Origin of the sequence: Muriicola jejuensis, from assembly GCF_010671595.1 — a bacterium.
GTDB lineage: Bacteria > Bacteroidota > Bacteroidia > Flavobacteriales > Flavobacteriaceae > Muriicola > Muriicola jejuensis.
The window spans coordinates 1,763,367-1,788,650 of sequence record NZ_JAABOP010000001.1; the positions used below are offsets into that span (position 1 = coordinate 1,763,367).

Sequence of the window (25,284 nt, forward strand, 5' to 3'; positions counted from 1 at the left end):
CGGCTATGGTTTGCCTGCCTGCCGGCAGGCAGGGCGCCAGCCTTCCGTATTATTTTTATTAATCCCTAAAATAGCAAATTATCCCAGACCCCGGAGGGCGATAAACCATAGCCGTTGTTGTACAACGTATTTATTCTGATATACTCACGAGACTTTTCCCATAATAAAGAGTAGCTAGTGCGATAGCAAAGCAAGGAAAAAGTAGGCTGCCAAAACCGACAATAAATCCGTGGAGAACCATGACCAAAATAAAATACAGCAGAAAGCCTACTCCGTACTTTAAAGTTCTCTCCAGATTATTCATGCTTTTGGTTTGATAGACGATGAAAATTGGAATCAGAAAACTCAAAAGAACTGCAGCGAATTTACTGTTAAGATTGGCGTTGGAATCTAACGTTAGATATCCGAAAATACCCATCAAGACAAAGTTTAGAATTAGCAGAAAAAAACCTTCTGCAACGAGATCTCCGATAGATCTCTTTTTGGTCATGGCTAGGTGTTCTGCTATTGAGTCTAGTTCGATGCCCAGTTCTCCCGCAAGAGAACGGACTGTATTCAAGCGAGGCTTGTTCTTGCCATTCTCGATCCTTTGAATAGTACGCAAATTGATATTCGTACGGTCTGCGAGTTCTTCCTGCGTTAAACCTTTATGTTGACGGGCTTCTTTGAGTAAGTTTCCTAAATTTTCCAATACACGGTGTTTCTCCCAAATTTAAGAAGTATGACCAGAAATGATAGCGGCTCTGACACGACATTATCACGACAATTTGAAATGTCGCCTGGGTGTAACTGTGAATATTTGTAAAACGGTTCCGGCCCTGCATACCTAAGGCATGTAAACCTGCCGCAGTCAGGTATGGTTTGGCGCCTCAATGGACGGACCATTCCAGTTTTAATTAATAAACCCGAAAGTCGGAATTTTTCCCAAGCCCTGGCCGGCGATGAGCCTGTCCGCCTCAGGCGGAGCTATAGCCCTTGTTAGGCGACATTTTTATTTTCAAACCTTGGAATTTCTTCAAAGTCATCTTTTTTCTCGTCCCTTTCCTTTTCGATGTCATAATCATCTTGAAGTCCAAGCCAGAACTTTGCAGAATTCCCAAAATATTTACTTAGCCGAAGTGCTGTATCTGCAGTGATTCGGCGATTTCCTTTAATTATTTCTGATATCCTTGTTTGTGGAATCTTCAGATCTTTCGAAAGTCGGTATGCTGATATTTCCAAAGGTTCCAGAAATTCGAATTGTAGAACTTCACCAGGATGTACATTTGCTAACTTTTCCATATCGGTCATTTTTAATGATAATCAACAATTTCCACTTCGCTTGCGTTTCCTTTGTGCCATTTGAAAATTATCCGCCATTGGTTGTTTATTCTGATACTGTAAAAGCCCTTAAGATTTCCACTCAGTTTTTCGAGTCGATTTGAAGGTGGAATTCTCAGGTCTGCGATATCTTGTGAATTGTTCAACATCCTTAATTTCCTTCTACCTACGTTCTGAATCTCAATGGGCATTTTTTTGACTCGGAAACCATTCCAAATCTGTTCGGTCTGTTTTGAGCCAAAAGAAATGATCATAGTCACGTATTACGTTACTAACGTTAAAGGTAAGTATTTATTTCGGTTTACGAAAGAATGCTGGAAAATGTTGCCTAACGGTTGGGCTATGATTTCGTTGCGGACATTTCCAACGGAAATTGTCCGGGAGAAATCGGACCGTGTTAATGGTTAATAGGTTTAAATTTAGTGATAAAGCTGCAATGAATTATAGCCGGTGTTAGTGGCAGTAGTTTTAAATTTTATTTAATTCGGAACATACGGAATCGCTTCAGTACTATGGTACTCAATATAGAATACAAGGTTCCGAAAGCCATACATACGAAAATGTAGATAAAGCCTCTGATAGCTGGGTTTAATTTTGTCACGGCTATTGAATCTATAATGTCTTCTTTAGATAATTCGGAGCTATTTGAGGCAAGCTCCTGGTTATAATACTCGACTACTTGAGAAGAAAGGTCTGGAACAATATAATTGTTAAGGATTATAATATAGATTGTATATAATGCCCCACTCAAGAGTCCGGCTAATAGGCCAATTTTCACTGTTCTACGCAATGCAAAAGAGGAAGGGTCAAGTTTTCTAAATCGGTACACGGCAAAAAATACAGACAAGGCAAATATTGTCCAATATACATAGTTTAGTGTTTGTTCGTTTCGAACAATCATACCTGTTTTATATCGTATGATGCCAATGCTTATCACCACTATGCCTAAGGTTGCGCCTAGCACCATTCCAATTTTAATTGGGAGATTTTTGTATGGTATCATGAAATGAATATTTTCTGATAAGACGAGAGTCAGGCTTAATTTGTAACAAAGTGTATAAAGGTATCTATTTGATGCCCTTCAAGTATCAAAAATCAAGCTTTGGCATAGCAGTGTGGGACCATTGCCACTAACGGTTCCGGCTATGGCCCGACGCCTCGATGGACGGACCATTCCAGTTTTAATTAATAAACCCTAAAGTCGGAAAATTTCCCAAGCCTTGGCCGGCGATGGGCCTGCCTGCCGGCAGGCAGGCTATAGCCGTTGTTGCGCTTTGTACTTCAATCACATAATTAATGACAAAAATCCTGCAATACTTAGAAGTATGATTATGCAGGCTAAAAGGATCGAAATAATTGTAAACACTCTTTTTGGTTTTTTGTACCAATAAAATAAAAGGAATGACAACAGAAAGGATTGAATAACCAACTCCGGAAGAAACAATAATTGTTTGCTTATGGGAATTGTTGTATAAATCATTCCGTCTATAGAACCAATCGCAGGTCCGAATGTGGCCAGAATAGACAATCCGATAAAAAGCATCCAAAGTTTTAACCATCCACGTTCCTGATTCAGGAATATTGTTCTAAATGGCCAAAGTACCGCAGCAAAGATGGCACCTCTAAAAATTTGTAAACCAGGACCTAAAGCGACCCACGGTGAATTTATGGGCTTCATGAATGTTACAAGATTTTCAGAGGAGAAAACACTTCCATAATCAAAGGCATTCATTGTTATTATTCCAACAATAAAATAGGTGATGACATGTAGGGCGGTTATCCGCAACAAAAAAATGCCGAAAGTATCATTTTTTGTATTCATGAGGTTTGTCGATTATTATCGGTCGGTATAAAGCATAACGGTCCTGGCTATGGTCCTGCGCCTCACTGCGCAGACCTCTCCGGGAATGATTAATAAACTCTAATGTAGGGAAATTTACCAAGCCTTTGACGGCGATGAGCCGTTCTACCTGAGGCGGAGCTATAGCCGTTGTTGGCATTTCATTTTTTATTCCGATATTCTGGCAACTCTGATACTCTACCAATAAATTATACGAAAATTCAATTATGCATCGTCTTTGTTTAAATTTTCGGACTCTTGTTTTCGCAGGGTTCTCCAGATTGGTCGAAGTAACAGACGGGAAAACATATAACAAACTAAACCAAGTGAATAGATCAAGGAAATATAAAATGGCCCGAATTCTCTTTTGAACACTATATTAAAAGCATTAAGAAAATTTATTGCTATAATTAGAAACCCAACTACGAATAATAAATAGATTATTATTTTATTGAAAGATTTATACGTCTTGAAATTCTTGAGTCGAGTTGCAATGTCAATAGAGAAATAAGCATAGATAATACACGTCATACCGCTACTAATCGCCCATACTGTTGATTCATTTATGTCGAAATTCATCAGCAATAAGGGTAAAGTTGAATAAAAAGCGCTCATTAGTCCAGTATTTACCACAACAGCTAATCCCACCGCATCTCCTCTCCTAATTATTTCCCCTTTTTTAAACTGAAATGTACCGATAATACCTGCAAAACCCGCAACGGCAATGGCAACTTGTATAAGTGTTAGTAGTTGGTCAGCGTTTTCCATTAAATTAGTTGCTTCACTTTATATTTCTTTTCAATAAGAATTCTGTCCCTATTCTAGTGACTATAATGAATGCCAATGGTCTCGGCCCTGCATACCTAAGGCATGTAAACCTGCCGGCAGGCAGGGCGCCTGCAGGCACCGACCTTCGGTATTGTTTTTGTTAATCCCTAAAATAGCAAATAAACCCAGACTTCTGAGTGCGAAAAACCCAAGGTGTTGTTGTAATGGGTTTACTTTATACGATTATATTTTCTTCGATAATAAAATAATGAAAGACTATCTGGGTCATGATCTCTCAGGATCATTTGCTTTTCGGTTAACAACTCTACAACATAATACCTAGATCCCATTCTCAAAATAGAGTCAATTAGTTTATACACAAATTCTTGTTCGCCTAATGCCTCCCATCCTGTTAGATCAGAGTTTAATTGAATAATCATCCCATTACACGAAAATTCAAACTCTTGATCCGTAAAAATGTCCCTGCCAGTCGTCGTGTCGTCTTCAAGATCTTCATGATAACATTGCCATTTACCAACTAGCTTTTCGTTGCCTGTCTGAGTAGTTAACCAAGAAACTAAAATTACAATTACAAGAGAGATCAACATCCTCATAGAAAAATGGATTACAACGGTTTTGTCCCTGCATACCTGCGGCATGTAAATCTACCGTCATGTAAAAAATAGTAAAGTGCCAGATGGCAGGTATAATTACCTGACTTATTTTACAGGTATGAACATTCATAAGGGATCAAATACTTTCGGCAGAATTTATATTCCGGGGGATTGGATCTTCGTAAGTATTTCCTGAAATCTTGGTTCATTTTGCAGTGTTTTGAATTTTGGTATCAAACTTAAAAAAACTGCAAAACCAAAGTCGGAATTAGAGACCCCCTGTTCAAGATAATCCAAAGCTCTGTTCTTTTCGTTTCTTTCTAAAAGGATATCAGCGATAAATAGATTTAGATGAGGTTCTCCGGATGAACTTCTGTCCAGTAATTCCTGCAAATACTTATCGGCATTTTCCTTATCTCCCATCTTAAAATAAGTGTTTGATAAAGAAGCTACATTCCATCTGGCAGCTAAAGGTGAATTATCATAGGCTTTGGTGAGATATTTAAGGGCCTCCTCATATTGCTCATTGTAGTAAAGACTCCACCCTAAGAAAGTGTTGAAAAAGGGAATATCGGCTTTAGCGACACTTAAGCCATAATAGAATTTAGCCCGCAGATAATCTCCCTCCTTCATTGCGATATTTCCCAGATCCCAATCATATAGGACATGGCCCGGATCTATGTCTTTCGCCTGTTCTGCGATTTCTTTGGCTCTGTCCAATTCACGGGAGGCGATAAATGCAGAAACAGCCGTGCATATGCAATAATTGGTGGGAATTCGCGGCCAGGAACTGATCCTGAACGCGCGTTCAACATCTTCTTTTGCGTTTTCTATTTTATTCTGGGAATAGAGTTTCAAATTTGCCCGTACCAGAAAAATATCTGACCCTTCGGGATCATTTTCAAGCGCTTTTTCGATATAAGGCATGGCCAGTGCCACAGACTCAGATGTACTCCTTTTAATCCCAGGTACAAAGTCTGCAGAAGCACCAGCCGTATATCTCCAGGCTAATAGTGTATGGGCTTGTGAAAAATTCTGATCTAATTTGATCGCTTCCTCCAAAAATCTCGTTCCATTTTCCAAACCCTCAGGACTTAATTTATTGATCTCCGATTTTGCCTGCAGATATAACCTAAACGCCTCTCCATTTTTTGTGCTTGGATTTTCCAGATCACTCTTTTCTGCAGAAGTCAATTCTATATTGAGATTCTCTGCTACTTTCCGCGCTACAGATAGTTGGATCATTTGAGCGTTGCTCATTTCTTCATTGAGGGTATTATTCCATATCCGCTCTTTCGTGAAAGGGTCTATCAACTCTAGAGAAAGCCTGATCCGTTTATCTTCTTCGAATAAGCGATAACTACCCGCAATCAAATATTTTACCCCCAGTTCTTCTGCAATTTCTCTTTGTGGCATTGTCTGGTTCTTATATTGGTAAGTAGAAGTGAAAGCCGAAACCGTTATCGAACTGATCTTTGCCAACTCATCAATAATCTCCTGGGTTACCCCATCGGAGAAATATTCGAATTCATCCGTGTTGTTCAAATTGATCAGAGGCAGTACGGCAATTGAGTTTTCTTTAGCTGTAGCTTCATTTCCTGTTAAATAATTGAAGAGGAAAAAAGTTGTGATCAGAATGGCCAGTACTCCTGCGAACTTCAATAATCTTTTTGGCTTACGACTTTGCTCTTTGAATTTTCCCACCATTTTGGACCTTTCGGGAACGGAGAGGCCTTTATTCTCTAAGGCGAAAACCTCTAATGGCTCATTGACATTCTTGAATTCAAAAGAACCAAGGGATTTGAGGCTGAACTCATTTTTGTTTTTGATCTGGTCCCTGATGGAACCGGAGATAAGTACAGAATTCGGAATTCCCATAGATTCGATCCGGGAAGCGATATTGACTCCATCACCAAATACATTATTCTCTGTAAATACAACTTCTCCCAGGTGCATCCCTATCCGGATGGGAAGATTATTTTCCCGAAATTCAACCTGTAAAGAAATGGCACATTGAACACCCAGGGTAGTACTGTCAAATGACAGGATACAGGCATCACCGTAGTACTGCACTATATGCCCTTCAAATTTTGCTACATGATTTCCGAGTATTTTTTTAAAGATCTGAAGCAATTCCAAGGCTCTTGCTTCATCCTCTTGCATCATCGCAGTGTAGCCGGCGATGTCGGCCAGGAGGATCGTATTTAATTTTCGTGTTTCTTTCATCTTATCATCTTGAGATAAAATGCCTTATAGAAATGTTACAATTCCATCAACTGTCTACGCTTCGGGCATACCGCTCCAGGCACTAACAGGTCTTTAGTAATGTACGAAAATATTACCAAGCCTTGGCCGGCGATGAAACATAGCCGTTTTTGTAAAACGTTTTCAAGAAGTCTCACGTACTAAGTTCAAAATAAATTCCTTCGACACACGAGCGTTCATTTTATGATACATCCGTTTTCTTTTCCGACTATTTTGATCTTTTGGTTTTAGCGTAGTTCTAATTACTAGAAAGTATTGAGTAGATTCCTTAGTAAGAGTGAAATTCCAGGATTCAATAGTTGATTGAAATTCATCTCCGAATTTATTTTTGAATCTCGAGTTATCTATAACATTTAGAATGTTATAGAGTGAAAGAGAATCAGCGTTAACACGAATTATCTTTTCATTCGAGTTTTCTAGGTGAATATATCCATCCTCAGAATTTACTTCTGTGATCAAATGCGCTGGCCATTTATGCCGCCAGGCATGGGATACACCAAGATCTCGATAGACGGAAACCAATTTTTCATTCCAATTAACTTCCTTACCGAGCCATCTATCCCAAAAGTTAATGAGTTTATTCAAATGTTTTACAACGGTTTTGGCTATTTTCTCGGCGGGATTATCCCATGCGAAACTATGAGTCTTTTATGTTTTATCTAAATGTAGGAATTTCTGACGAGGAATAATTAAACCGCTGAATTATAGCCGTTGTTGTGGTTAGTTATTTCGAATCGGTCAATTATTTTTAAGCATTTCCAATTTATTTCCTCCTACGTATAACCATACTGCGCCTTCTTTTACGTAGTAATCGCTAAAACGCCATATCTCTTTAAATTTTTCACCCTTTTTTATTTCGTAATTCTCCTCTTTATAGTCTTCTCCTGTATATTCTATCTCTTCATAAATTTCGTAATGAGCAACAGCAAGATTTTCCTGATTAAAAAATTGAATTGCTTTTCTTTTTACATCAAGTTTCAAGATCTTAATATCTTTCTTAGAAGAATCCCAAAATTCACGCAAATTATTTATCGTTAAGAATTCATCACTATCAGATATCCATCTCATAAAATCTGGATGACAAAGTTCACTATGACCTTTAAAATCATTATCCTTCCAAGTTGAATTTCTTTTCTCGACAATAGTCCATATTACTTCCTCTAGTTCCCTTATTGAGTCTTGAGAAAAAAGTACGCTACCACAACCTATTACCAAAATAAGAAGTAAAGTCAATTTCAGTTTCATTGTTTGTAATTATTAACCACAACGGTCTCGTATAACCGTCAGTTACGGGTTAAAATGCGTTAATTTTCGGTTTAGCACAGACGTTAGCAATTCCAAGTGGATACGGACCTAGTCGTCCAGATAGCTATCGGGACGCCGTAAATTCGGTTATACATTGTTGGTATTAGTTTTTTATCACACTTTGATGGTCGTAGCTAAATACTCTTTTCAATTTCCAATTGTTGTTTTCTAATATCCACAAATGAATGAACTTTGCATTAGTCGTTAATTCGGTTGGTTTGGCATCCACGACTTTAAAAAATTGATGATGGCCTGTTTCAATAGCTCCATATAGGTTTTCATTTTCATAGAGGGGGAACACTTCCATTTCCTCAATTACAAGTTTTCTGAAAGTCTGTTTGCCTATCCAACTTAAATCTTCAATCATGATTTCGGAAGCCAATTCATCACTGGTATTTAACAGTGGTCCACCTTTATCATGATAAAACTCAAAGTCCTTACTAATTAAATTTCTTCCTAATAGGGTATCACATTGGTTATAGGCAATATCAAAGAATAAGCTGTCCATGGATTTAATAGTATGGAGTATGTTGTCAGTTTCGTTTTTATTAGAACTGAGCTCAGCGTATTCCGAACTTTTAGCATTATTTTTTTTCGAAATGTCGTTTTGACATCCCAATAGCAACAGAGAGAAAAAACATTTTATCAAAAGCTTCATTTCTAGAATTAATGCCAACGGTTCCGGCCCTGTATACTTAAGGTATGAAACGGCGCTCGAGTGCCTAGGCCTCAGCGAACCAGATTTGTTTAAACTAAGATAGGAAATAAGTGCAGACCTCTGAGGGCGAAGAACCATAGCCGTTGTTACCTGCCGTTATACAGATCTATGAATTGATCTAGTAACAAATTCGTTTTGGACCCATCTATATTCGTGTATTCCAAACGCACAAACCCATACGTTTCATTGAAATACGCCCTAAGATGAGTATCCCCTATTCTACTGTTTGCGGAACCATCAATCACAAAACATTCTAATTTTCCAAATGGTGTTTCAATGTCTTTAAGGTCAGTTATCTCATAATCATATTTATTCTCAATTGTACCTGACCATAGCTTCCAACGGCCATCTGCCCAATGATCACCGATCTTCAAAGACCACTGCCATTTTGTGCCAATTTCATAGGGAGCTTTGATGAATGGAAAAGGATTTAACTCCAATATCTCAAAGTAGAGATCCCTAGGCGGGTGCATCCATACATTGGCTTCATTCTCAATAACCCCGGATGCACTGCTAATTGAGCCCATATAATTATTCTGGGTTGGATACGAATAACCTATGATGGTTTGACTGTAATCTGGAATGTGCTTATCAAATCCTTGCAGTCCTTTTTTAACTGAGATAATAACTTTTTGGATAGTGTTATTATCAACTTCGGTCTCTGGAACAAAATGCCAATAGGAAAGACTATCCATGTATGTGAAGAAGTTCCTTTGATTATCCTTGTCTAAGTGCTCGAACTTGTAATGAAAAGAAACGCCTTCCCTAAAAATGAGATTGTTTCTGGTGAACTTGTTTTCATCGGTTACTGTGGAGTCAAATTTTTCAATGATGATTCCGTTGTCATCCACCAATGTGTATTCTGCTTTAGATTTTAAGTTTGTCTGTGCGGAGCACAGGGAAGTAAAGCCTAAAAGAAACAAAATGAGGGAGCGAGTCATTAATTGTGAAAATAGCAGGGAACGGTTCCGGCTATGACCCGACGCCTCGAAGGACAGACCAACCCCGGCTTGATTAATAAACCCTAATGTAGGAAAATTTCCCAAGCCCTGGCCGGCGATGGGCCTGCCTGCCGGCAGGCAGGCCCATCGCCGTTGTTGCGAACAGTATTTAGTACTATTCACTATCTCTTATTCTTCAACTTGGATAATACCCATTTCTCCGGTTTTCATCATTTTTTTGAACTGGTCAAAAGGCCCCCAAAAACTCCGACTTATTTTGCCTTCTTCAATTTCTTTATTTATCAGTGGTCGAAAATAATTCCACACATAATTATCCTCATCGTGAACCCCCCTTTGATGCCATAGAATTATCCAAGCTCTTTCCTGCCATCCGTATTCTTTAGTAATCTCCATGAGTCTGGCAACGTTCAAGGAGTCCACTTTGCGCATTATTTCATTTTGTAATCTCTGATATTCTTTATTAGGCTTAGGGAAAAGCAGATCACGATACTTCTTTGCTGCTACAGAGTCATTATCTTTCCTCGCTTCTTGTAACCCTTTCATTGCGTTTTCAATATCTTCTTCAGTTCGTCCACTGATATAGTCATCTATTTTCCGTACAAATTGATCTCTTGCTGTCAACTCCTCAATTTCCAAATAGATATCAATATTCTCAATGGTCGAGAAGTATTGTTGCCTTAATGAGTTATAGTCCGAAATGATTTTATTGTAGAAATCTGCATTTTGAATATCACTAAAACCCTTGTATTTTCTCAAATACTTCATTTGCGCTCCACCCTGAGATACTCCTTTTCTGATCCAAATATCTGCCAGATCATTTTTGTCCAGCTTCAAAGCGCAATCCGCTAAATCAAAAAATGGTGTACTATTATCCGGAATCAAGATATCTAAGGCACTTTTGTATTTGTTAATTGCTTGGTCATAATTACCCTCTCTCTTCAGTTTGTTTGCTTCTGATATCAATGCATCGTATTGGTCATATTTCGTTTGACCAAATCCTACAAATGGAACTAATAATAAAAGTAAGAGTGTTCTTTTCATATTGTTTGCAACGGTTTGGCTAAACTGCGTTTTAATGCAGTTTAGGTGTTGTTGTAGATTGTTTTTATACTCTCACTAATTTTAGTAATGGCTCAAAAGCATATAGAGCAGGTCTTCTTCCGGATGCTTCTTCTAGAGTTCTAATAAGTTCTTTTTCCAGTAACATTCTAGTGAATCTTGCTGCAGTAGGTCCAGGAATTCCGCTCTTTGATGTAAATCGATTATTTCTAAATATTGGGTTTGTAAAAATATAGTCTAGAGCATTAACGCTCCATTTAGAAGACAAAGTATCAGAAAAGATATGCTTCATTTCTTCATATAGGTTCTTAATATTTTCGGCTATTTCCAGATTTCTAATTGCTTGTTTTTCAACAGCGTTTAAAAAGAAAACACACCATTTTTCCCAATCATTATTTTCTGAAACATTCCTCATTGTGTCAATATATTCGTCTTTATTTTCTTCCATATACCCACTTATATAAAAATGAGGTTCTGAAATTGTTTTCGTAGACCAAAGTAGTAGGGTAATGAGCATTCTTCCTATTCTTCCATTACCATCTTGAAAAGGGTGTAGTGCTTCAAACTCTAAGTGCATCAAAGCTGTCTTAATTAATATTGGATCATCGCTATTATTTATATATTCAAATAGTTTTTCCAACCCATCATTTAGCTTTTCAGGACTTATAGGGACAAATAAAACTTTCTGTTTTATTTTATCAGCTAGGTAATTCTGTTCAATTTTAAATTGACCAGGGGATTTCTGTGCTCCTCTTCCAAATGAAAGTAATTGTTGGTGTATCGTCTTTACTAAATGTTGTGATAGAGGATACCCATCGTTCATCGCTTTCTGAGCATTTATTAAAGCTCTTTGATATAAAATCGTTTCAAAAATCTCAGACCTCACATTCTTAGCTTCCTCTGTATCATTTTCACTATCAGCTTCGAACTTGAGTATTTCATCCATTGTACTAATGGTGCCTTCCATTCTTGATGAAATTACTGCCTCTTGATTTCTTAACGGAGCTAGCAAGATTTCACTATTGTGCATGTTCTTTAGCATTTGGTCGTATCTAGCTAAGGCATCTGTAGCTTTGATCAGTGGGTTTACTATTTGACCAAAATCAAGTTTTGAAGGAGGAAATTTTTCGTAATGATATTGTACTGCATTATCAAAATCCATAATTCATCTATTTAATTTGATGTAAAAATAGTAATATATGTGATTAACAAATCAATTAGAGCATCAAAATATGGAAAATGCGAATGTCAAGATGTTTTGAAGTACACGGGTGCACATTAAAACTATTTGTGAATCATATTTTTTATAAAGTGATAGACAAAGGTGTTTGGTGTGAATAAATGTTTGTCAAGGAGTGTTGATTATCAATTTTGCTCAATTCTAATAATCAACGTATTATTTTGAAATAATCTACAACGGTTCCGGCTATGGCTCCGCCTCAGGCGGAGCTATAGCCGTTGTTGGCATTTCATTTTTATTCAATTGTTTTCATCAATTTAGGAGCTAATCCGGTAATGTTAGCGGTCAATTTACCAAGAGCGGATATATTTGATAGGATTATTATACCATTTTTAGTTCTGGTGTTCAATATCATCGAAGACGTATACCCGCCTGTACCTCCGTTATGCCAGTCCCAAACTTCACCTGAATCCATGGTGATAATGCCCCACGCCAACCCCGTTGAATAATTGTCATCTACTTTGAAATGCTTAGCCCTGGTCAGTTTCAATTCTTCGTTCTTATCATCGAACTGGGCAAGGACAAATTTTGAAAGATTATCTACATTGGATAATATGCCTCCGGCGCCGATATGGGTGGCCATGTCCCAATTCGGTACTTTATCACCACTATCATTGAGTCCCTTTATCAGTATTTCCTGCACTTGATCACGAATTGTGGTTGAGTTGGACATTTGGTATTTGGAGAATATCCTGGTCCTTAGTAAATCTTCATAAGAGGTATTATCAATCTGCTCCAATAGATAACCGAGTAGACCGAAACCCAGATTGGAATAAGCGGACTTTGTTCCCGGTTCGTTGTTAAGTTGTAGCTTTTCGGTAAGATATAGTCTCAATTCTTCTTCTCCGTAGTCCTTATACGGATTTTCCAAACTTAGATCAGGAGAGCTCAGGCTAATGGGCACCCTGGGCAGCCCTGATGTATGGGTAGCCAACTGCTTGAAAGAAATTTCGACGTTGTCCTTCAGTGAAAAGTTAAGGTACTTGTTAATGTTATCGTCGAGTCCTATTTTTTTGTCCAATATGAAATTGGCAAGTAACGTGGCGGTGAAAACTTTTGAAAGGGAGCCTATTTCGAAAACGCTACCTGAATTTTCAATGGACAGAATCGCATCTTTTTCTTTTTTGAACCCACAATAATTTACGTTTCCATTCTCAATTAATGCTATTGATAACTGTGCTTGATTCGGGAGTACGTCAAAACAATCAGAAATCAATTGTAGTTGCTTTTCCGTAAGATGGGTTTTCTCTGTCCCTATCCTGACTGATGCATCCATTTGTCCATATCCGTCGTGAAAGACTAACGTTAAGAATGTTATCCAAAGATAGTTTCTCATCTATTTTTTTTAATGAATGCCAACGGTTTGTATATGAGCCGTTTTAATGGCATATATATATGTTGTTGTGCATCGTTATTCATTCTTAATTCGTCTTAGTTCTCTTTGAGCTGAGACATTCTTCGGGTCTAGTTCAATACTTTTTTCTAATGCCTCTATGGCATCTTGTTTTCTTTCAAGAAGCAACAGAACTTTTCCATAATATTCATAAGCCGATGAACTATTTGGGTATAACTCCGTACTCAGCTGGAGTACTTTTTCAGCTTTGCTTAATTCATCATTTTTCATCAAGGCATATCCCTGACGGATAGAATATGTATCAGTGATTCGCGAATTGTATTCTTCAGATTTTAATGAGATTAATTGTTCCATTGAATTGTTTAATGCTCTTTCCAAAATTCCGGCTACCTCAATAGAATCAGATAAGGTTAAGCAATACGCTTTTACAATGGCATTAATAACTAATCCAGGATTATCAAGAAAGATGTAATGGCCACTTCCATTTGCAATTATTCCTGTTCGATTAGTTTGAGTATCAACAAAGTCTTGATGCGTTTGCAATAATAATTCCCATTCCTTGTCAGTATGATGGCGTTGAATTGGTGATACCAAGTCTATGGCTGGAATGGAACTAGGGTATTCAGTGTTCCACATTAAGCGTACAGTATTGGCGAAGTTGATCCCTAAATAATATTGACCTAGATGAATATCCTTTAATTGATGAACGGAATTATCTTGTTCTGCTTTAACAAGTATTTCTTCTGTGTATTGATTGGCTAAGTTGGCATCGACTCTAACATTAAAAAGAACCTTATCTGGATTTCTTGAAGAGAATAGAGTAGTATAAAATCCACCATAGGAATGAGAAACAAGAATCAGATTGTCAAAATATCCGATTTTTTCTAAAGCAAGTTCCAATTCAATTACACCATTAAGGATTCCAAATTGATCGTCCTTTTTGTGATTAGGATTTAACTCACTTTTTCCAAATCCAGATCTATCATAAGAAATTACAGTAGCTCCTGTAATTTCGTGAACTGTTAAACCCATTCCTTCCCAAACAGAACCATCATCTCCTGCTCCAGATTCGAAAAGAATGACATTGTCATTGCCTTTTAAAATACTAAAATGCATTTTATATCCACCAATATCAACTAATGTATCGAGAACAGCATCTTGAGCATTTACTTTAATAAATGATAAAAAACAAAGTATATAAATTAGATTTTTCATCTGGTCTTAATTATGCACAACGGTTCCGGCTATGGCCCGGCGCCTCGATTGACAGACCAACCCCGGATTGATTAATAAACTCTAAAGTAGGAAAATTTCCCAAGCCTTTGTTGGCGATGGGTTATAGCCTTTTTTAGTGGTAGGTTGTTATATAATTTTATATTTTTCAGGCTTTTTACCTGTGCGCTTAATGATTCTTCTAGCCTCCAGATCAAGTTTAACAGTTTCGCCATACCACTGTACACCTCCATCAAAATTGTCTTTAACGCGTGAGTACAATTCTTCCATAAGCTCAGTATGGGTCAGTTCAGATTCGGCCAAGATAGAAAGTATATTATCCTTAATTATTTCATACTTCTTGAGCGAAATTCGCTTATTAGTTTTTCCTTCAATTGGATGAAGTGTTTGTATATATTCATCTTTCATCTTACTAAAGAAGTTTTAACAATGACCGCTAACGGTTTGTACATAAAACGTAGCGCTTGTCTGCTGATAGTCAGGTTTGCACGAACCTCCCGGAAAGTCCTTACTGGCTATGTTTTAAGCACGTTGTTAGCCTTTCGTTATTTTAATTCTGAAAGCGCTTTTATAGCATACTCGTTGTCTGGATTTAACTCCAATGATTTTTGATACGCTTTTTTGGCATTTTCTTTATCTCCTAACTCTAGCAAACATTCACCATAGCTGTCATATGTATTCCATGCATCCGGATACAATTCTGTATTGAGTTTAAACAGTTTTAGCGCCTCATTATATTTCTTATCTTCCATTAATTTATAACCCAAAATATTGATTATCTCTTCAGAAATTTCATAAACAGGAGCATCTTTATCTTGCTGTTTAATTATTTCAACCACCTCGTCAATCGATTTATCAGAATTTATAAGTCGCTCTAGTTTTAAAGGCAGCTCTAAATCTACACGAATCAGGTCTATAATATAATTGGTCCTATTTAAAAATTCGGTTGTTAAATTAATATATCGATTAATCAGCTGTTTCTCTCTAATAAGTAGGTTCTGGAACCTGGTGTCATTTAATAAACCAATGTAGTCTGAGGACTTGGCATTCGAAGATGCTTCAGGATATTCCTTTTTTATACTAGAATAATCCAGAAGGGAAACATAGGAATCCACCAGCGGCTGGTGCTTCTCCTCTAGCATAAGTCTAAACTGTTCAACAAGGGCCAGATTGGCGTCCAAATCGAAAGGATAATCAATAAGCAATTTTTTTATGTCATTATTTTGAATTATTCCTAATTGATCTGAGTACAAAAGTGAATTAAGTGTTCCGTTCACTAATTTTGGAAACCAAACGGGTACGGCGATTATATCATCTTTTATTTGTTGGTCGAACTCATCGGAATTTCTTCCTATATATTTTAACTTCCTGTCCAATGAGGGAATAACAGCAGAATATAGGCTCAATGAGGCCTGAAGATTATTTGAATTGGTCTCAAAATCTTTCAATAAGCTTGATAGAATAACCCTTTCCTTAGCGATAGATTTTGTTTTTTCATTCCAATTATTGACTTGCAGTGCCAAAAGAATACCTATCATCACCAGGACAATTTCACCAAGGGCGTATGCCAGGTATTTGGAGGTTTTATTTTCCAACATTAGGTTTTGTCTGATTTTTCTAAAGAATTTTATCATTGGTTGATGATTGTTCATAGTACCTGCCACGTAGCTTAAGTGAAGTAGTAATGAAGGCTAACGGTCTCGGCCCTGCATACCTAAGGCATGTAAACCTGCCGGCAGGCAGGGCGCCTGGAGGCGTCGGCCTTTCGTTTAATTTTTGTTAATCCCTACAAAATAGCAAATAATCCCAGACCTCTGAGGGCGAAGAACCATAACCGTTGTTGTTACACGTTTTTATCCTAATGATGCGTTTCCTTTCCATATTTATTCAAAGCATTTTCAAGTTTCAAAATTGGCACTCGCAATGTTCCATCACTCAAATCTTGCTTTTCATAAATATCCAAATTGTGAATGTCATAAGGTTTATTTTTCAGGTCGAGCATAATAACATCAAATGAAAATGCGGTTTCGGTTTTTGCTACAAACCAATGGACATTGTCTTTTTCGTCCGAAATGGATGAGTTATCTCCAATTTTAGCGATTTTATCAATAGTCGGCTTTATTATTAGGTTTTCATCTTCTTGCCTTATTTTCTCATAGTGTCGCAAGTGCATTTCGCCATTTAAAATTAAATGGGCAGAAGCCATATTACTATGTCCGTGAGGAATAATTGCTCGGTCTTTTTTCATTCCGAAAACCTTTTTTACAAACACAGTTTTTTCAGGAAGTCCTGCAAGTTTTGGAAACTTGACAGGTTTAGTATTTACTCCAAGTTCTGGGTATTGAAAGCCTTTGATCAGATTTTCAAAATCTATAAACTTCAAAATTTCGGTTAAATTAATATTGCCATATAGTTTCGAAATTTGTTCTTGCCATTGAGTTGTAGTAATTGATGCTGACTTTAAATCAGAACAAAATTCATGAAGTCTAATTGCCCAATGGTCTGTAATTGGTTTAATGCTATTTCCAAAAGCATTGAACGCAAAAAGAGAGTCAATCAAAGCATAATTCGCTACAGTTGCTAAAAGAGCTTTATTAATTTCTCTTCGGTTCATTGATTTTCTTAAATGTGTTACAACGGTCTAGTGTATGAGTAGTGACGGACTTTTACTCACGAACCTTTGGCTTTTGCCCTGACCTGTTTTTTATCTCGATGCTTTAGTTTTAACACTTAAGCTGTGATTAGTTATACACAGTGTTGGCATTTCGTTATTTCTATTTAGATAAATAACCTAAGCGTTCTCCCATTAATAGGTGTTTGTATGAATATCCATCATCTTGTTTTGGCGCGTCTAAAGTGAAGGTGACCCCCTCTTGAAAGATCATAATGAAGTCTGAGCCACCAAAGGCAAAATGGCCCAGCATATCGCCCTTAGACACTTCTGTTCCGGGAGTAATGTTTTCTTCAAAGTTCACAGATCCAACAACGCCCATCCCTATTGGCAATAATGCAACAAGGCCGTATTCCGGAGTTTCAACAATTACACATCCTCTTGTTTCAATGGATTGCCAACCTGTTTTGGCGGCTGGGTTAAAGGCATATCTCTTGTTTTCTTCATCCCACCAGAGTTGTCCACCGGTTGGGTTTATACCTTCTATAATTCTTGACTCTTTTATAGTACCGCTTACAGGAAAGTGATATCTATGATAATCATTCACGTTTAGAAAAGAATGGGTAAAGGTGCCATAGGCGAATGCTTCTTTGTATTGACTCTCCTCACCAATAAGTCTTGATATGGATTTAAGAGTGGCTGACTTTACAGGAACACCATCGGGGTCTATCAAGTACGAATTTTCGTCAATGCCCCAGACTCCCATGGGCTGTGAATCTGCAAATGAAACGACTACCGAATTATCATCAGGGCTCGCAATAGGTCTCATTTCCCGGGACTTGAGATATCTAGCAAAGAATTGGTTAAAGGTTTTCCAATTTGCAGGATCTTCGTACCACCCCTCTTGCAGTCCGAAGGTTGGGTCGTTTAAAGCGAGTTGATAATTTTCTTCATTCCATGAATCCTCAGTATCGAGGTAGGAACCCCATGATTTATTAAAGCGAATAAGCCATTTGGCGAAAGGTTCATAGTACTGCAGGGAGTTATTCACCAACCCTTTATTTTCCAGCTCTGGTAATGGTTGATCTATGAGGAAGTAGAAAGTGCAAAAGCCCTGAAAAATATGATCAAAAATCTCAGGATACACTTCCTTTTTAACCACTGCCCAAGGCATTCCTGTTTCTACCCAGCTTACCAATTCATAGTATTCTTCAAGGCTCTGAGCAGGGTTTGTATTCCTGTCAGGATTTATTTCCTTGGCTTTCTGAATCGAAGATTCAAGCAAGGATTTTAGATTCGGATCACTTTCCAATAGCGCTATCAACTCTTGGGTGGCCTTTCCGTATGTCATCTTTTCTTTCGGTGATGAGCAGGAGAACGATAGAAAGAAAACTATAAGAGTGAGGAAAATGTATTGAGGTTCTTTCATGAATAGAAAATTAGGTTGGTCAATTAAGGTTTTTTCGACCTAAGTGATGAATGCCAACGGTTCCGGCACTGCATACCTAAGGCATGTAAACCTGCCGGTAAGCAGGTTATAGCCGTTGTTGGCAACAGTAAGTTGTTAATCATATTTCACTTCTTCTCCACATCCGATAAATACTAGAGCATCAAAATGACTTAATATTTGTGTTTTGCTACTCTCTAAATTGAAAATAGATAAATCGTTAAATACTTTATTATTAAGTTCAGGGTTGTTCTTTATTATTTTTTTCGAATCTATAAAATAGTTTTTATTTACAGACGGGAGAGCAAATAGAATTGATTTGTCACTTTCTTCGGCTTTTGTAATTTTTTCTTTGGTTCTGGGTGCTAAATGGATTGAGCCTACAGCAATATGATAAGATGAATTAGGATTTAATTGCCTAAAATGATAACCCATGGTCTGTTCACGCATTATTTTGTCATTTGATTTTGACATATGACCATTAGCAAGCCAAACAATGAATTTATTATGTGCATTGTGTTGAATTAAAAAATCAAGATTTTTAGCCATTTGTTTATCACGGAGGGCTATTCTTTTCTTGTCGGAATAGATATCATTTAGGGTATATAGTGTTATTGCACTCTTAAAACTTTTTAAAATTTGGACCCACAAAACATTGGAATAAATCAAATGGTCATTGAGAAGTTGATCAGTGTAATCAACTAAAAATTTTATCTCTTGTTTGGTGATAAGTCTCCTGCTGTTGTATTGATTCCGGATAAGGGTTTTGGCAAGTCTTTCATAGTCTTCATTTAACCGACTATTACCTTTCCTAAGTTCTTGGTCTAATTTTTTGGTGAAATTTATGTAGGAATAATCACTGTATATTCTGTTGTCAAATCCCCAAATTGTCACCTCTTTTTTTTTAAGGAAATCGAAAAGCTCTTTACATTGGCTTGATTTGCTCCACATTCGATATAAATTCTGTTTATCATGGTCAAATAATAAAGCGAAAAAGTCGCTTTCAAATGCAATGTCTTTATATCCATGCTCAATTACCAAATACTTGACAAACTCGGCTTTAGCTAGAAAGTCAGAGCCGCTATAATGAACGGCTTCTCCTAGAAATACAGTTTCATTTTTACTGACATTATTGTTGATAATTTTCTTGACTTCTTCCGTTAACAATTTGTTTAATGAATTCAATTCAAAAATTCCTGCATCAATTTGGGAATTTGTGATCTGGTAAGAGAAAAATAATAAGAGTAGTAAAACTGTTTTTCCCATTATTGTTGCCAACGTATTTGTGTATGACTAGTTGCGTGGTTAAGCAATGAATTTAGCAAACAAATCACAGATAGAAAATTCCGCTGGAATTTTCGTAAGTCGGCAGTGACCTAGCAATTAATTATACACTTTGTTGGCAATAGTATTTATTCAATAACTATTATTAATATTCACCAATTTCATCTATTACAAATAATCTAGATGCTTCACCATCTTTTAGTTTGTATTCTATTTGGCGAGTACCTCCGGTTGGGTTATTATAAGTATCTCCATCCTTGTAAACAGGAAACCTTCTTACTAAAGTGGTTTCTATAATTGTAAATTCATCGTGTCCCATATAGCCGCTGCCTGCCTCCTTATTTTCAGATATTTCGGGGAAGTAAATTTGACTTATCGACTTTCCATTATTTACTGAATAACCAATAACATCGCCATAGCTGCCGCTTCCTGCAGATATTGTATAAATCAATATTTCAGGAAATCCATCTGAATTTAAATCTTCAATTTCTGCATTGGTAACTTGCCCTTCCAATTCAAGAGTAATTTTTTCATTATCTATTTCCAATCCTTTAGGTTCAATAGTTAATTGACTAATAGACCCTTCTCCAGTATTACTTACATCAAAGGTTATATTTTGTAAGGTCAATGTTTTTTGAAATATAATTTTTTGTTCATTTTGAATAGGATTCTCAATACTTAAGACCTTATTATTTTCAATTTGTTCTTTATTGATTTTTCCCTGTTCGTTCTTACATGCAATAATAGTCAATGCTCCAACTAGAGCAATTGTGGTTGTTTTTAATTGTTTCATGTTTTTTAATTATTGCCAACGGTTCTCACCTATACGCAGGCAGGGATTTTAGCCACTGAACTTCCTACAAAGAACTGAACTTTAAATTTACCACTTACCTGTCCTACGCTGCATGAAACCCCTGCTTGCATATAGGTGATGTTTTGCCTACCTGCTTTCATTTTTCAACGATTATCATTCTATAATCAGTTTCAGATTTATGTCCGCTGTGCTTGTCTTCAAAAATGTACTTGAAGTCCTTGTCCATTAGTCGTTTTCGTTTTTTTTTAAAGTCAAGTGCCTTGTTGAGAATTTGAACTTTGTCGCCTGTATCCTGAATACAAACAACTACCAGACTTCCATTTCTTAAATCCGAAATGATTTTTTTGATCAGTCCAATTTCTTTTTCCTTGTCTTTCTTGGCGAAATGAAACATACTGTCCAAAATGATTATATCAAACTCGTCAAAACGGTCAAAAGCATAAATGTCATCAACTTGTCCAACCAAATTCAAATTTTCAACTTGACCTATTTGGTTCATTTGGTCGATACCAACTTTTGAGTTGTCAATTCCTGTCACGGAATAGCCCAGTCGAGCTAATGCAATTGCGTCTCTTCCTTGTCCGCAACCTAAGTCAAGCAATTTTCCTTTATTGGGAAATTCATCAAAAAACTCAATCAATTCTGAATATGGTTCTCCGAATAGGTTTTCTGTCTGATAATATTTGTCGTAGGTGACGGTCATTTTCGTCTTTTAGCATTAGGCATAACAACTGTTCCGTATATGAAGCGTAGCGAGGTACGAGCTATGATTTCATATACATTGTTGTGCTATCGTTATTTGTTCAATTCAATTGATATAGAGTCGTTGATAATCTTACAATAATTCTGGAGTTCTTGTATTGCCTTTAAATTTGCTTTTAGTGCATTTTGAAAGAAAAGTGCATAAGTTTCATGGATTCGAAATTTATCAGATTTAGGATTTTTCAACCATGACCAATCCTCATGCTCAAGATTACGATTTGCCCATAATCTATGCCATAATCGAATATCTATATTGTTATATGTCCAATCTTGAAATTTTTCATTGTCAATATTCAGTTTTTTTAATTCGACCTCAGTCTCCTGAAAGAAAGTAATGATTTTATTCTTGAGTTCTGAGTTTTTTATAATTATATCATTACCTGAGTTGAGTATATCGCTATAACTGCTCCTGTTTAAATGTAGAAAATTCATTGTGCCTCTTCCTATGTTATACTGGTCTAGCCTCTCTAACTTAACAGTCTTTGCATTTAATACTGAATCAAGTATAAATTGGGATTGTGAATACCACATGCCATATTCGCGTTTAAGAGAATCCATATAAATTATATCTTGTTGTATTTCATGACGAAGTTTTGTCAAGAGTTGGATTCCATTCTTCTCTTTTTGTCTCTGTTCATTAAAATTGTTCAGATTTATGGCAATTAAAATACCTACGACAACTAGAAAAATTTCTCCAATTGCATACTTGAAGTACTTTCCGGTCTTTCCTTCTAAAAGCAAGTTTTGTCTAATTTTTCTAAAGAATTTTATCATTGGTTATGGTTGGTTTCTCTTAATAAAGCACAACGGTTCCGGCTATGGTTTGCCTGCCTGCCGGCAGGCAGGGAGCCTGGTGGCGCCAGCCTTCCGTTTAGTTTTTAGTAATCCCTAAAATACCAAATAATGCCAAACCCTGGAGGGCGATGAACCATAACAGTTGTTGCCATTTCGTTGTTTTACATTCTCTGAGGGTACTATTGATACAAAACATACCTTGGGGGTTGGAGCCCATTCAATCTCAAAGAAACCAGCATTTGGCCTCTGTGATGTGTAATATGGTCAGCTAAAAGGAGCAATACTTGTCTTTTTGTTCTATCCGATCCGAAATAATCCAATCTGTCCTCAAGATTATCTATGTTATAGTTTTTAATAAACTCTATTGTGATTTTAAAAGTTCGATCAATTGTTTTAATCATTTCTTCTTTGGATTTGTTATCAGTTTTTAGCTCCGTATCGGTATTCCAATCTCTGGCTTCACGGCCACCCATTAATGTCTGACTATGCCAATCCATTGCCCAACCTATGTGCATTAGATTTTCAGCAAAACTCAATGACTCAGGTGTTGCTTTAAATTCATATTTATTTTCAGGCATAGTTTCTGCAACAAGAATTAAATATTTGCGAGAATTTTCCAGTCGTTCTAAGTATTCATTTATGAAATTGCTCTCTTGCGCAAAAAGATGTGAGGGGAATGAACTAATGACTAATATTAATGCCAATAGGAAAATACGTTTCATAGAGTAAGACTTCGTTTTTTAAAATAAATATTTGAAGGATTTTTGCAATGAATGGCTATGTATATGAGTAATAGCTGACCTCAGGAAGCTATTACTTATATACTTTGTTGTGCAACGTATTTAAATTCATAATATCCTTTTGGTGCAGTTATAGGTCTTGTTTGAGTTTCTCCAGTATTCGCTTTTACTTCTATATAGTACTCTATTTCCATTCCTTCACTTCCCTCTATAAACTTAGCCTTCCAATGATTGGGGTTGTTATTCATGTCCATTATTATTCTGTTCCAATTAGTTTGACCTTTTATCCTCCAGCTAAGAAATACTTCTTTAATAGACAAGCTTTCTTTTCCATAGTCAATAATAGTAGCATAAAGAATAGCTTTTTGGTTTATGTTAATTTCGGGGAAGACTTTTTTAACAGATATTAGTATTTTGTTTTCATCCCATATCGCTTTTGTTCGGCAATGGATGGCATCCTCATATAGCCAGCCAGTTTTTACACCTAATTCACCAAAACCTTCAAAATGGTATTTAGATTTAATTGGCTGCTCTTCCAATACATAATCGAATCCTTTGATAGTATATCCAGGCATTACCGACTCCCAAGTTTTTAACGCTATAGAATCTTCTTTAATACCAAACAACGGAACATATACTTTCTTATTAAGAATAATCGAATTAGTATATGCTGAAAGATAAGCGGCTTCTCCATCCTCGTAATAAACACCGGTTTTAATCCTATGAATTGTATAAGGACGATTATAGACAGTCTTTAAATTCGATAGTTCGTTCTTAACAATATTGTCATATACATTATATAATTCATGGTCTACCGGTGGTTCAGCAACTAAAATAGTTTCTTCATCAATAAGCTTCATAAGGCAATCAATATGTTGGATGCCCATTTTATCAAAATTTGAAATGATATGATAATTTGAGAGTCCAAGGATAGAATCATTTAATCTAAAAAACTCATCATCACTTACACCGTTATATCTATTTTCTGTCAGTAAAGCACACGTGGAAAATGCGGTGCCTAGACCATCAGTAATTACATTGCCTCCAGTATTTGCAAATGGAACATCAAGCACTTCAAGTCCAATTTCATTTCCAATAGTTACTATTGCTGTATCTACATGAATACTTTTATAAATTTTTCCAGTGCTACTACTAATGTGAAATTCAAGTGAATCATTGCAAACCATATCTGTTGATGGGCATCCATATTTATACTGACCGTCAGTAATTTTAACTTCTCCTTTATTTGTAAAAACAGCACTTGGCCCCCAATCTCTAGGAGTGACTTCCCAATTCGTTTTTAGATTAATAAAAGTTATATTCCCAAGGTCTATATTCCATTTTTCAAACCATTCTTTGGCTTCAATTTTCCCTTCTTGTCCATCTACATAAAGATAAATGTGCGTGTCCTTTGCAAATTCGATAATCAGGTCTTTAGAAATTACAGGTGGCCATACGAACGTTACTCCTTTAACTGGTTCCCACTCAGCCGCCATTCTATTATTTTTAATTTGCAGATAATTCTTGCTTGCAAGTTTGCTTTCTAATTTCTCATTTTGACAGGAAATTAGAAAAGAGAATAATGTGATTAAAATGCTAAATCTTATCATAAGTTTTTATGTTGCACAACGGTCTCGGCTATGACCAGGCGCCTCGATGGACAGACCTAACCGCTTTTAATTAATAAACTCTAAAGTAGGAAAAATTACCTATCCTTGGCCGGCGATGGGCTATAGCCGTTGTTACCTGCTGGCTTTTGGGTTCTTTACTTTTAAAGCGCAAAGCACGATCCATAAGATAAATGTTGATTCCACTGTCCTTTGTAGTAGTCCAACGTAATCAGAATAGGTATAAGTAATTAAAACAACTACAAAGAAAAAACCAATTGAACCAAGGGCAAATGATTGCACCGAGAAGGAATTATATCCAATACTTCTTGCACCAAATCCAGTTAGTACTATGGATGACGGAACGATAATATAAGTTAACAACCCTGTTAAATTATGAATTAGTTGAGAAGTACTTGGGTTTATTAATTCTCTGTTACATCCGCTATCACATGGAAAAATTGAAACTACAATAGTTGCTACCCCATAAAATATTCCAATTCCATAGAAGCCTATTCTACTCCATTTGGAAGCTTTAAAATGGTG

General features: G+C 36.6%; 25 protein-coding genes. All 25 read right to left on the reverse strand.

Annotated elements, in window-relative coordinates:
• Nucleotides 1-130: 130 nt before the first annotated feature.
• Nucleotides 131-691: a helix-turn-helix domain-containing protein gene (locus GWK09_RS07840; RefSeq protein WP_163692429.1), complete on the reverse strand. Its 561-nt coding sequence runs from the start codon at nucleotides 689-691 to the stop codon at nucleotides 131-133.
• Between the two features lie 287 nt (nucleotides 692-978).
• Entirely contained in the window at nucleotides 979-1,281 is a 303-nt protein-coding gene (locus GWK09_RS07845; RefSeq protein ID WP_163692430.1) for a HigA family addiction module antitoxin, read from the reverse strand.
• Between the two features lie 11 nt (nucleotides 1,282-1,292).
• Nucleotides 1,293-1,574 (reverse strand): type II toxin-antitoxin system RelE/ParE family toxin, encoded by a 282-nt coding sequence (locus GWK09_RS07850; RefSeq protein ID WP_163692431.1) that lies wholly within the window; start codon nucleotides 1,572-1,574, stop codon nucleotides 1,293-1,295.
• Nucleotides 1,575-1,795: 221 nt separating this feature from the next.
• Nucleotides 1,796-2,323 carry a DUF4199 family protein gene (locus GWK09_RS07855; protein ID WP_163692432.1) on the reverse strand — a complete coding sequence of 176 codons (528 nt, stop codon included), beginning with the start codon at nucleotides 2,321-2,323 and terminating at the stop codon, nucleotides 1,796-1,798.
• A gap of 282 nt (nucleotides 2,324-2,605) precedes the next feature.
• On the reverse strand, nucleotides 2,606-3,142 hold the full coding sequence (locus GWK09_RS07860) for a hypothetical protein (RefSeq protein WP_204260378.1): 537 nt from the start codon (nucleotides 3,140-3,142) through the stop codon (nucleotides 2,606-2,608).
• Between the two features lie 243 nt (nucleotides 3,143-3,385).
• Nucleotides 3,386-3,928, reverse strand: a complete 543-nt coding sequence (locus GWK09_RS07865; RefSeq protein ID WP_163692433.1) for a hypothetical protein — start codon at nucleotides 3,926-3,928, stop codon at nucleotides 3,386-3,388.
• 770 nt (nucleotides 3,929-4,698) lie between these two features.
• Nucleotides 4,699-6,768, reverse strand: a complete 2,070-nt coding sequence (locus GWK09_RS07870; RefSeq protein WP_163692434.1) for an adenylate/guanylate cyclase domain-containing protein — start codon at nucleotides 6,766-6,768, stop codon at nucleotides 4,699-4,701.
• Nucleotides 6,769-7,545: 777 nt separating this feature from the next.
• The gene (locus GWK09_RS07875; protein ID WP_163692435.1) at nucleotides 7,546-8,052 is read right to left on the reverse strand and encodes a nuclear transport factor 2 family protein; all 507 of its coding nucleotides are present in this window, start codon (nucleotides 8,050-8,052) and stop codon (nucleotides 7,546-7,548) included.
• 163 nt (nucleotides 8,053-8,215) lie between these two features.
• Nucleotides 8,216-8,620: a DUF4440 domain-containing protein gene (locus GWK09_RS07880; protein ID WP_163692436.1), complete on the reverse strand. Its 405-nt coding sequence runs from the start codon at nucleotides 8,618-8,620 to the stop codon at nucleotides 8,216-8,218.
• A 296-nt stretch (nucleotides 8,621-8,916) separates the two neighbouring features.
• Nucleotides 8,917-9,681, reverse strand: a complete 765-nt coding sequence (locus GWK09_RS07885) for a hypothetical protein (protein WP_283401214.1) — start codon at nucleotides 9,679-9,681, stop codon at nucleotides 8,917-8,919.
• 279 nt (nucleotides 9,682-9,960) lie between these two features.
• Nucleotides 9,961-10,833 (reverse strand): tetratricopeptide repeat protein, encoded by an 873-nt coding sequence (locus GWK09_RS07890; protein WP_163692437.1) that lies wholly within the window; start codon nucleotides 10,831-10,833, stop codon nucleotides 9,961-9,963.
• A gap of 64 nt (nucleotides 10,834-10,897) precedes the next feature.
• Nucleotides 10,898-12,013, reverse strand: a complete 1,116-nt coding sequence (locus GWK09_RS07895; RefSeq protein WP_163692438.1) for a Fic family protein — start codon at nucleotides 12,011-12,013, stop codon at nucleotides 10,898-10,900.
• 313 nt (nucleotides 12,014-12,326) lie between these two features.
• A complete protein-coding gene (locus GWK09_RS07900) occupies nucleotides 12,327-13,427 on the reverse strand; it encodes a serine hydrolase domain-containing protein (RefSeq protein ID WP_163692439.1) in 1,101 nt (366 codons plus the stop codon).
• 75 nt (nucleotides 13,428-13,502) lie between these two features.
• Complete coding sequence (locus GWK09_RS07905; RefSeq protein ID WP_163692440.1) at nucleotides 13,503-14,660, reverse strand: alpha/beta hydrolase; 1,158 nt, start codon at nucleotides 14,658-14,660, stop codon at nucleotides 13,503-13,505.
• A 147-nt stretch (nucleotides 14,661-14,807) separates the two neighbouring features.
• Nucleotides 14,808-15,086, reverse strand: coding sequence for a DUF6958 family protein (locus tag GWK09_RS07910; RefSeq protein WP_163692441.1), 279 nt, complete (start codon nucleotides 15,084-15,086; stop codon nucleotides 14,808-14,810).
• Nucleotides 15,087-15,223: 137 nt separating this feature from the next.
• A complete protein-coding gene (locus tag GWK09_RS07915) occupies nucleotides 15,224-16,330 on the reverse strand; it encodes a DUF6090 family protein (RefSeq protein WP_204260379.1) in 1,107 nt (368 codons plus the stop codon).
• Between the two features lie 206 nt (nucleotides 16,331-16,536).
• Nucleotides 16,537-17,292 (reverse strand): hypothetical protein, encoded by a 756-nt coding sequence (locus GWK09_RS07920; protein ID WP_163692443.1) that lies wholly within the window; start codon nucleotides 17,290-17,292, stop codon nucleotides 16,537-16,539.
• A gap of 160 nt (nucleotides 17,293-17,452) precedes the next feature.
• On the reverse strand, nucleotides 17,453-18,718 hold the full coding sequence (locus GWK09_RS07925; RefSeq protein WP_204260380.1) for a phosphatidylserine decarboxylase: 1,266 nt from the start codon (nucleotides 18,716-18,718) through the stop codon (nucleotides 17,453-17,455).
• A gap of 135 nt (nucleotides 18,719-18,853) precedes the next feature.
• Nucleotides 18,854-20,002, reverse strand: coding sequence for an erythromycin esterase family protein (locus tag GWK09_RS07930; RefSeq protein WP_163692444.1), 1,149 nt, complete (start codon nucleotides 20,000-20,002; stop codon nucleotides 18,854-18,856).
• A gap of 163 nt (nucleotides 20,003-20,165) precedes the next feature.
• The gene (locus GWK09_RS07935; protein WP_163692445.1) at nucleotides 20,166-20,813 is read right to left on the reverse strand and encodes a PliI family lysozyme inhibitor of I-type lysozyme; all 648 of its coding nucleotides are present in this window, start codon (nucleotides 20,811-20,813) and stop codon (nucleotides 20,166-20,168) included.
• Between the two features lie 157 nt (nucleotides 20,814-20,970).
• Complete coding sequence (locus GWK09_RS07940) at nucleotides 20,971-21,537, reverse strand: class I SAM-dependent methyltransferase (RefSeq protein ID WP_163692446.1); 567 nt, start codon at nucleotides 21,535-21,537, stop codon at nucleotides 20,971-20,973.
• A gap of 92 nt (nucleotides 21,538-21,629) precedes the next feature.
• Entirely contained in the window at nucleotides 21,630-22,370 is a 741-nt protein-coding gene (locus tag GWK09_RS07945) for a DUF6090 family protein (protein WP_163692447.1), read from the reverse strand.
• Nucleotides 22,371-22,570: 200 nt separating this feature from the next.
• On the reverse strand, nucleotides 22,571-23,113 hold the full coding sequence (locus GWK09_RS07950) for a DinB family protein (protein ID WP_163692448.1): 543 nt from the start codon (nucleotides 23,111-23,113) through the stop codon (nucleotides 22,571-22,573).
• Nucleotides 23,114-23,208: 95 nt separating this feature from the next.
• Nucleotides 23,209-24,741: an agmatine deiminase family protein gene (locus GWK09_RS07955; RefSeq protein WP_163692449.1), complete on the reverse strand. Its 1,533-nt coding sequence runs from the start codon at nucleotides 24,739-24,741 to the stop codon at nucleotides 23,209-23,211.
• 132 nt (nucleotides 24,742-24,873) lie between these two features.
• The coding region (locus GWK09_RS07960) for a DUF998 domain-containing protein (RefSeq protein ID WP_163692450.1) at nucleotides 24,874-25,284 on the reverse strand (411 nt) is incomplete at its 5' end.

Bases quoted from the DNA above. Each gene is read 5' to 3' on its own strand.
- GWK09_RS07845 (WP_163692430.1), bottom strand. From the start codon at position 1,281: ATGGAAAAGTTAGCAAATGTACATCCTGGTGAAGTTCTACAATTCGAA.
- GWK09_RS07850 (WP_163692431.1), bottom strand. From the start codon at position 1,574: ATGATCATTTCTTTTGGCTCAAAACAGACCGAACAGATTTGGAATGGT.
- GWK09_RS07855 (WP_163692432.1), bottom strand. From the start codon at position 2,323: ATGATACCATACAAAAATCTCCCAATTAAAATTGGAATGGTGCTAGGC.
- GWK09_RS07860 (WP_204260378.1), bottom strand. From the start codon at position 3,142: ATGAATACAAAAAATGATACTTTCGGCATTTTTTTGTTGCGGATAACC.
- GWK09_RS07865 (WP_163692433.1), bottom strand. From the start codon at position 3,928: ATGGAAAACGCTGACCAACTACTAACACTTATACAAGTTGCCATTGCC.
- GWK09_RS07870 (WP_163692434.1), bottom strand. From the start codon at position 6,768: ATGAAAGAAACACGAAAATTAAATACGATCCTCCTGGCCGACATCGCC.
- GWK09_RS07875 (WP_163692435.1), bottom strand. From the start codon at position 8,052: ATGAAACTGAAATTGACTTTACTTCTTATTTTGGTAATAGGTTGTGGT.
- GWK09_RS07880 (WP_163692436.1), bottom strand. From the start codon at position 8,620: ATGGACAGCTTATTCTTTGATATTGCCTATAACCAATGTGATACCCTA.
- GWK09_RS07890 (WP_163692437.1), bottom strand. From the start codon at position 10,833: ATGAAAAGAACACTCTTACTTTTATTATTAGTTCCATTTGTAGGATTT.
- GWK09_RS07895 (WP_163692438.1), bottom strand. From the start codon at position 12,013: ATGGATTTTGATAATGCAGTACAATATCATTACGAAAAATTTCCTCCT.
- GWK09_RS07900 (WP_163692439.1), bottom strand. From the start codon at position 13,427: ATGAGAAACTATCTTTGGATAACATTCTTAACGTTAGTCTTTCACGAC.
- GWK09_RS07905 (WP_163692440.1), bottom strand. From the start codon at position 14,660: ATGAAAAATCTAATTTATATACTTTGTTTTTTATCATTTATTAAAGTA.
- GWK09_RS07910 (WP_163692441.1), bottom strand. From the start codon at position 15,086: ATGAAAGATGAATATATACAAACACTTCATCCAATTGAAGGAAAAACT.
- GWK09_RS07915 (WP_204260379.1), bottom strand. From the start codon at position 16,330: ATGAACAATCATCAACCAATGATAAAATTCTTTAGAAAAATCAGACAA.
- GWK09_RS07920 (WP_163692443.1), bottom strand. From the start codon at position 17,292: ATGAACCGAAGAGAAATTAATAAAGCTCTTTTAGCAACTGTAGCGAAT.
- GWK09_RS07925 (WP_204260380.1), bottom strand. From the start codon at position 18,718: ATGAAAGAACCTCAATACATTTTCCTCACTCTTATAGTTTTCTTTCTA.
- GWK09_RS07930 (WP_163692444.1), bottom strand. From the start codon at position 20,002: ATGGGAAAAACAGTTTTACTACTCTTATTATTTTTCTCTTACCAGATC.
- GWK09_RS07935 (WP_163692445.1), bottom strand. From the start codon at position 20,813: ATGAAACAATTAAAAACAACCACAATTGCTCTAGTTGGAGCATTGACT.
- GWK09_RS07940 (WP_163692446.1), bottom strand. From the start codon at position 21,537: ATGACCGTCACCTACGACAAATATTATCAGACAGAAAACCTATTCGGA.
- GWK09_RS07945 (WP_163692447.1), bottom strand. From the start codon at position 22,370: ATGATAAAATTCTTTAGAAAAATTAGACAAAACTTGCTTTTAGAAGGA.
- GWK09_RS07950 (WP_163692448.1), bottom strand. From the start codon at position 23,113: ATGAAACGTATTTTCCTATTGGCATTAATATTAGTCATTAGTTCATTC.
- GWK09_RS07955 (WP_163692449.1), bottom strand. From the start codon at position 24,741: ATGATAAGATTTAGCATTTTAATCACATTATTCTCTTTTCTAATTTCC.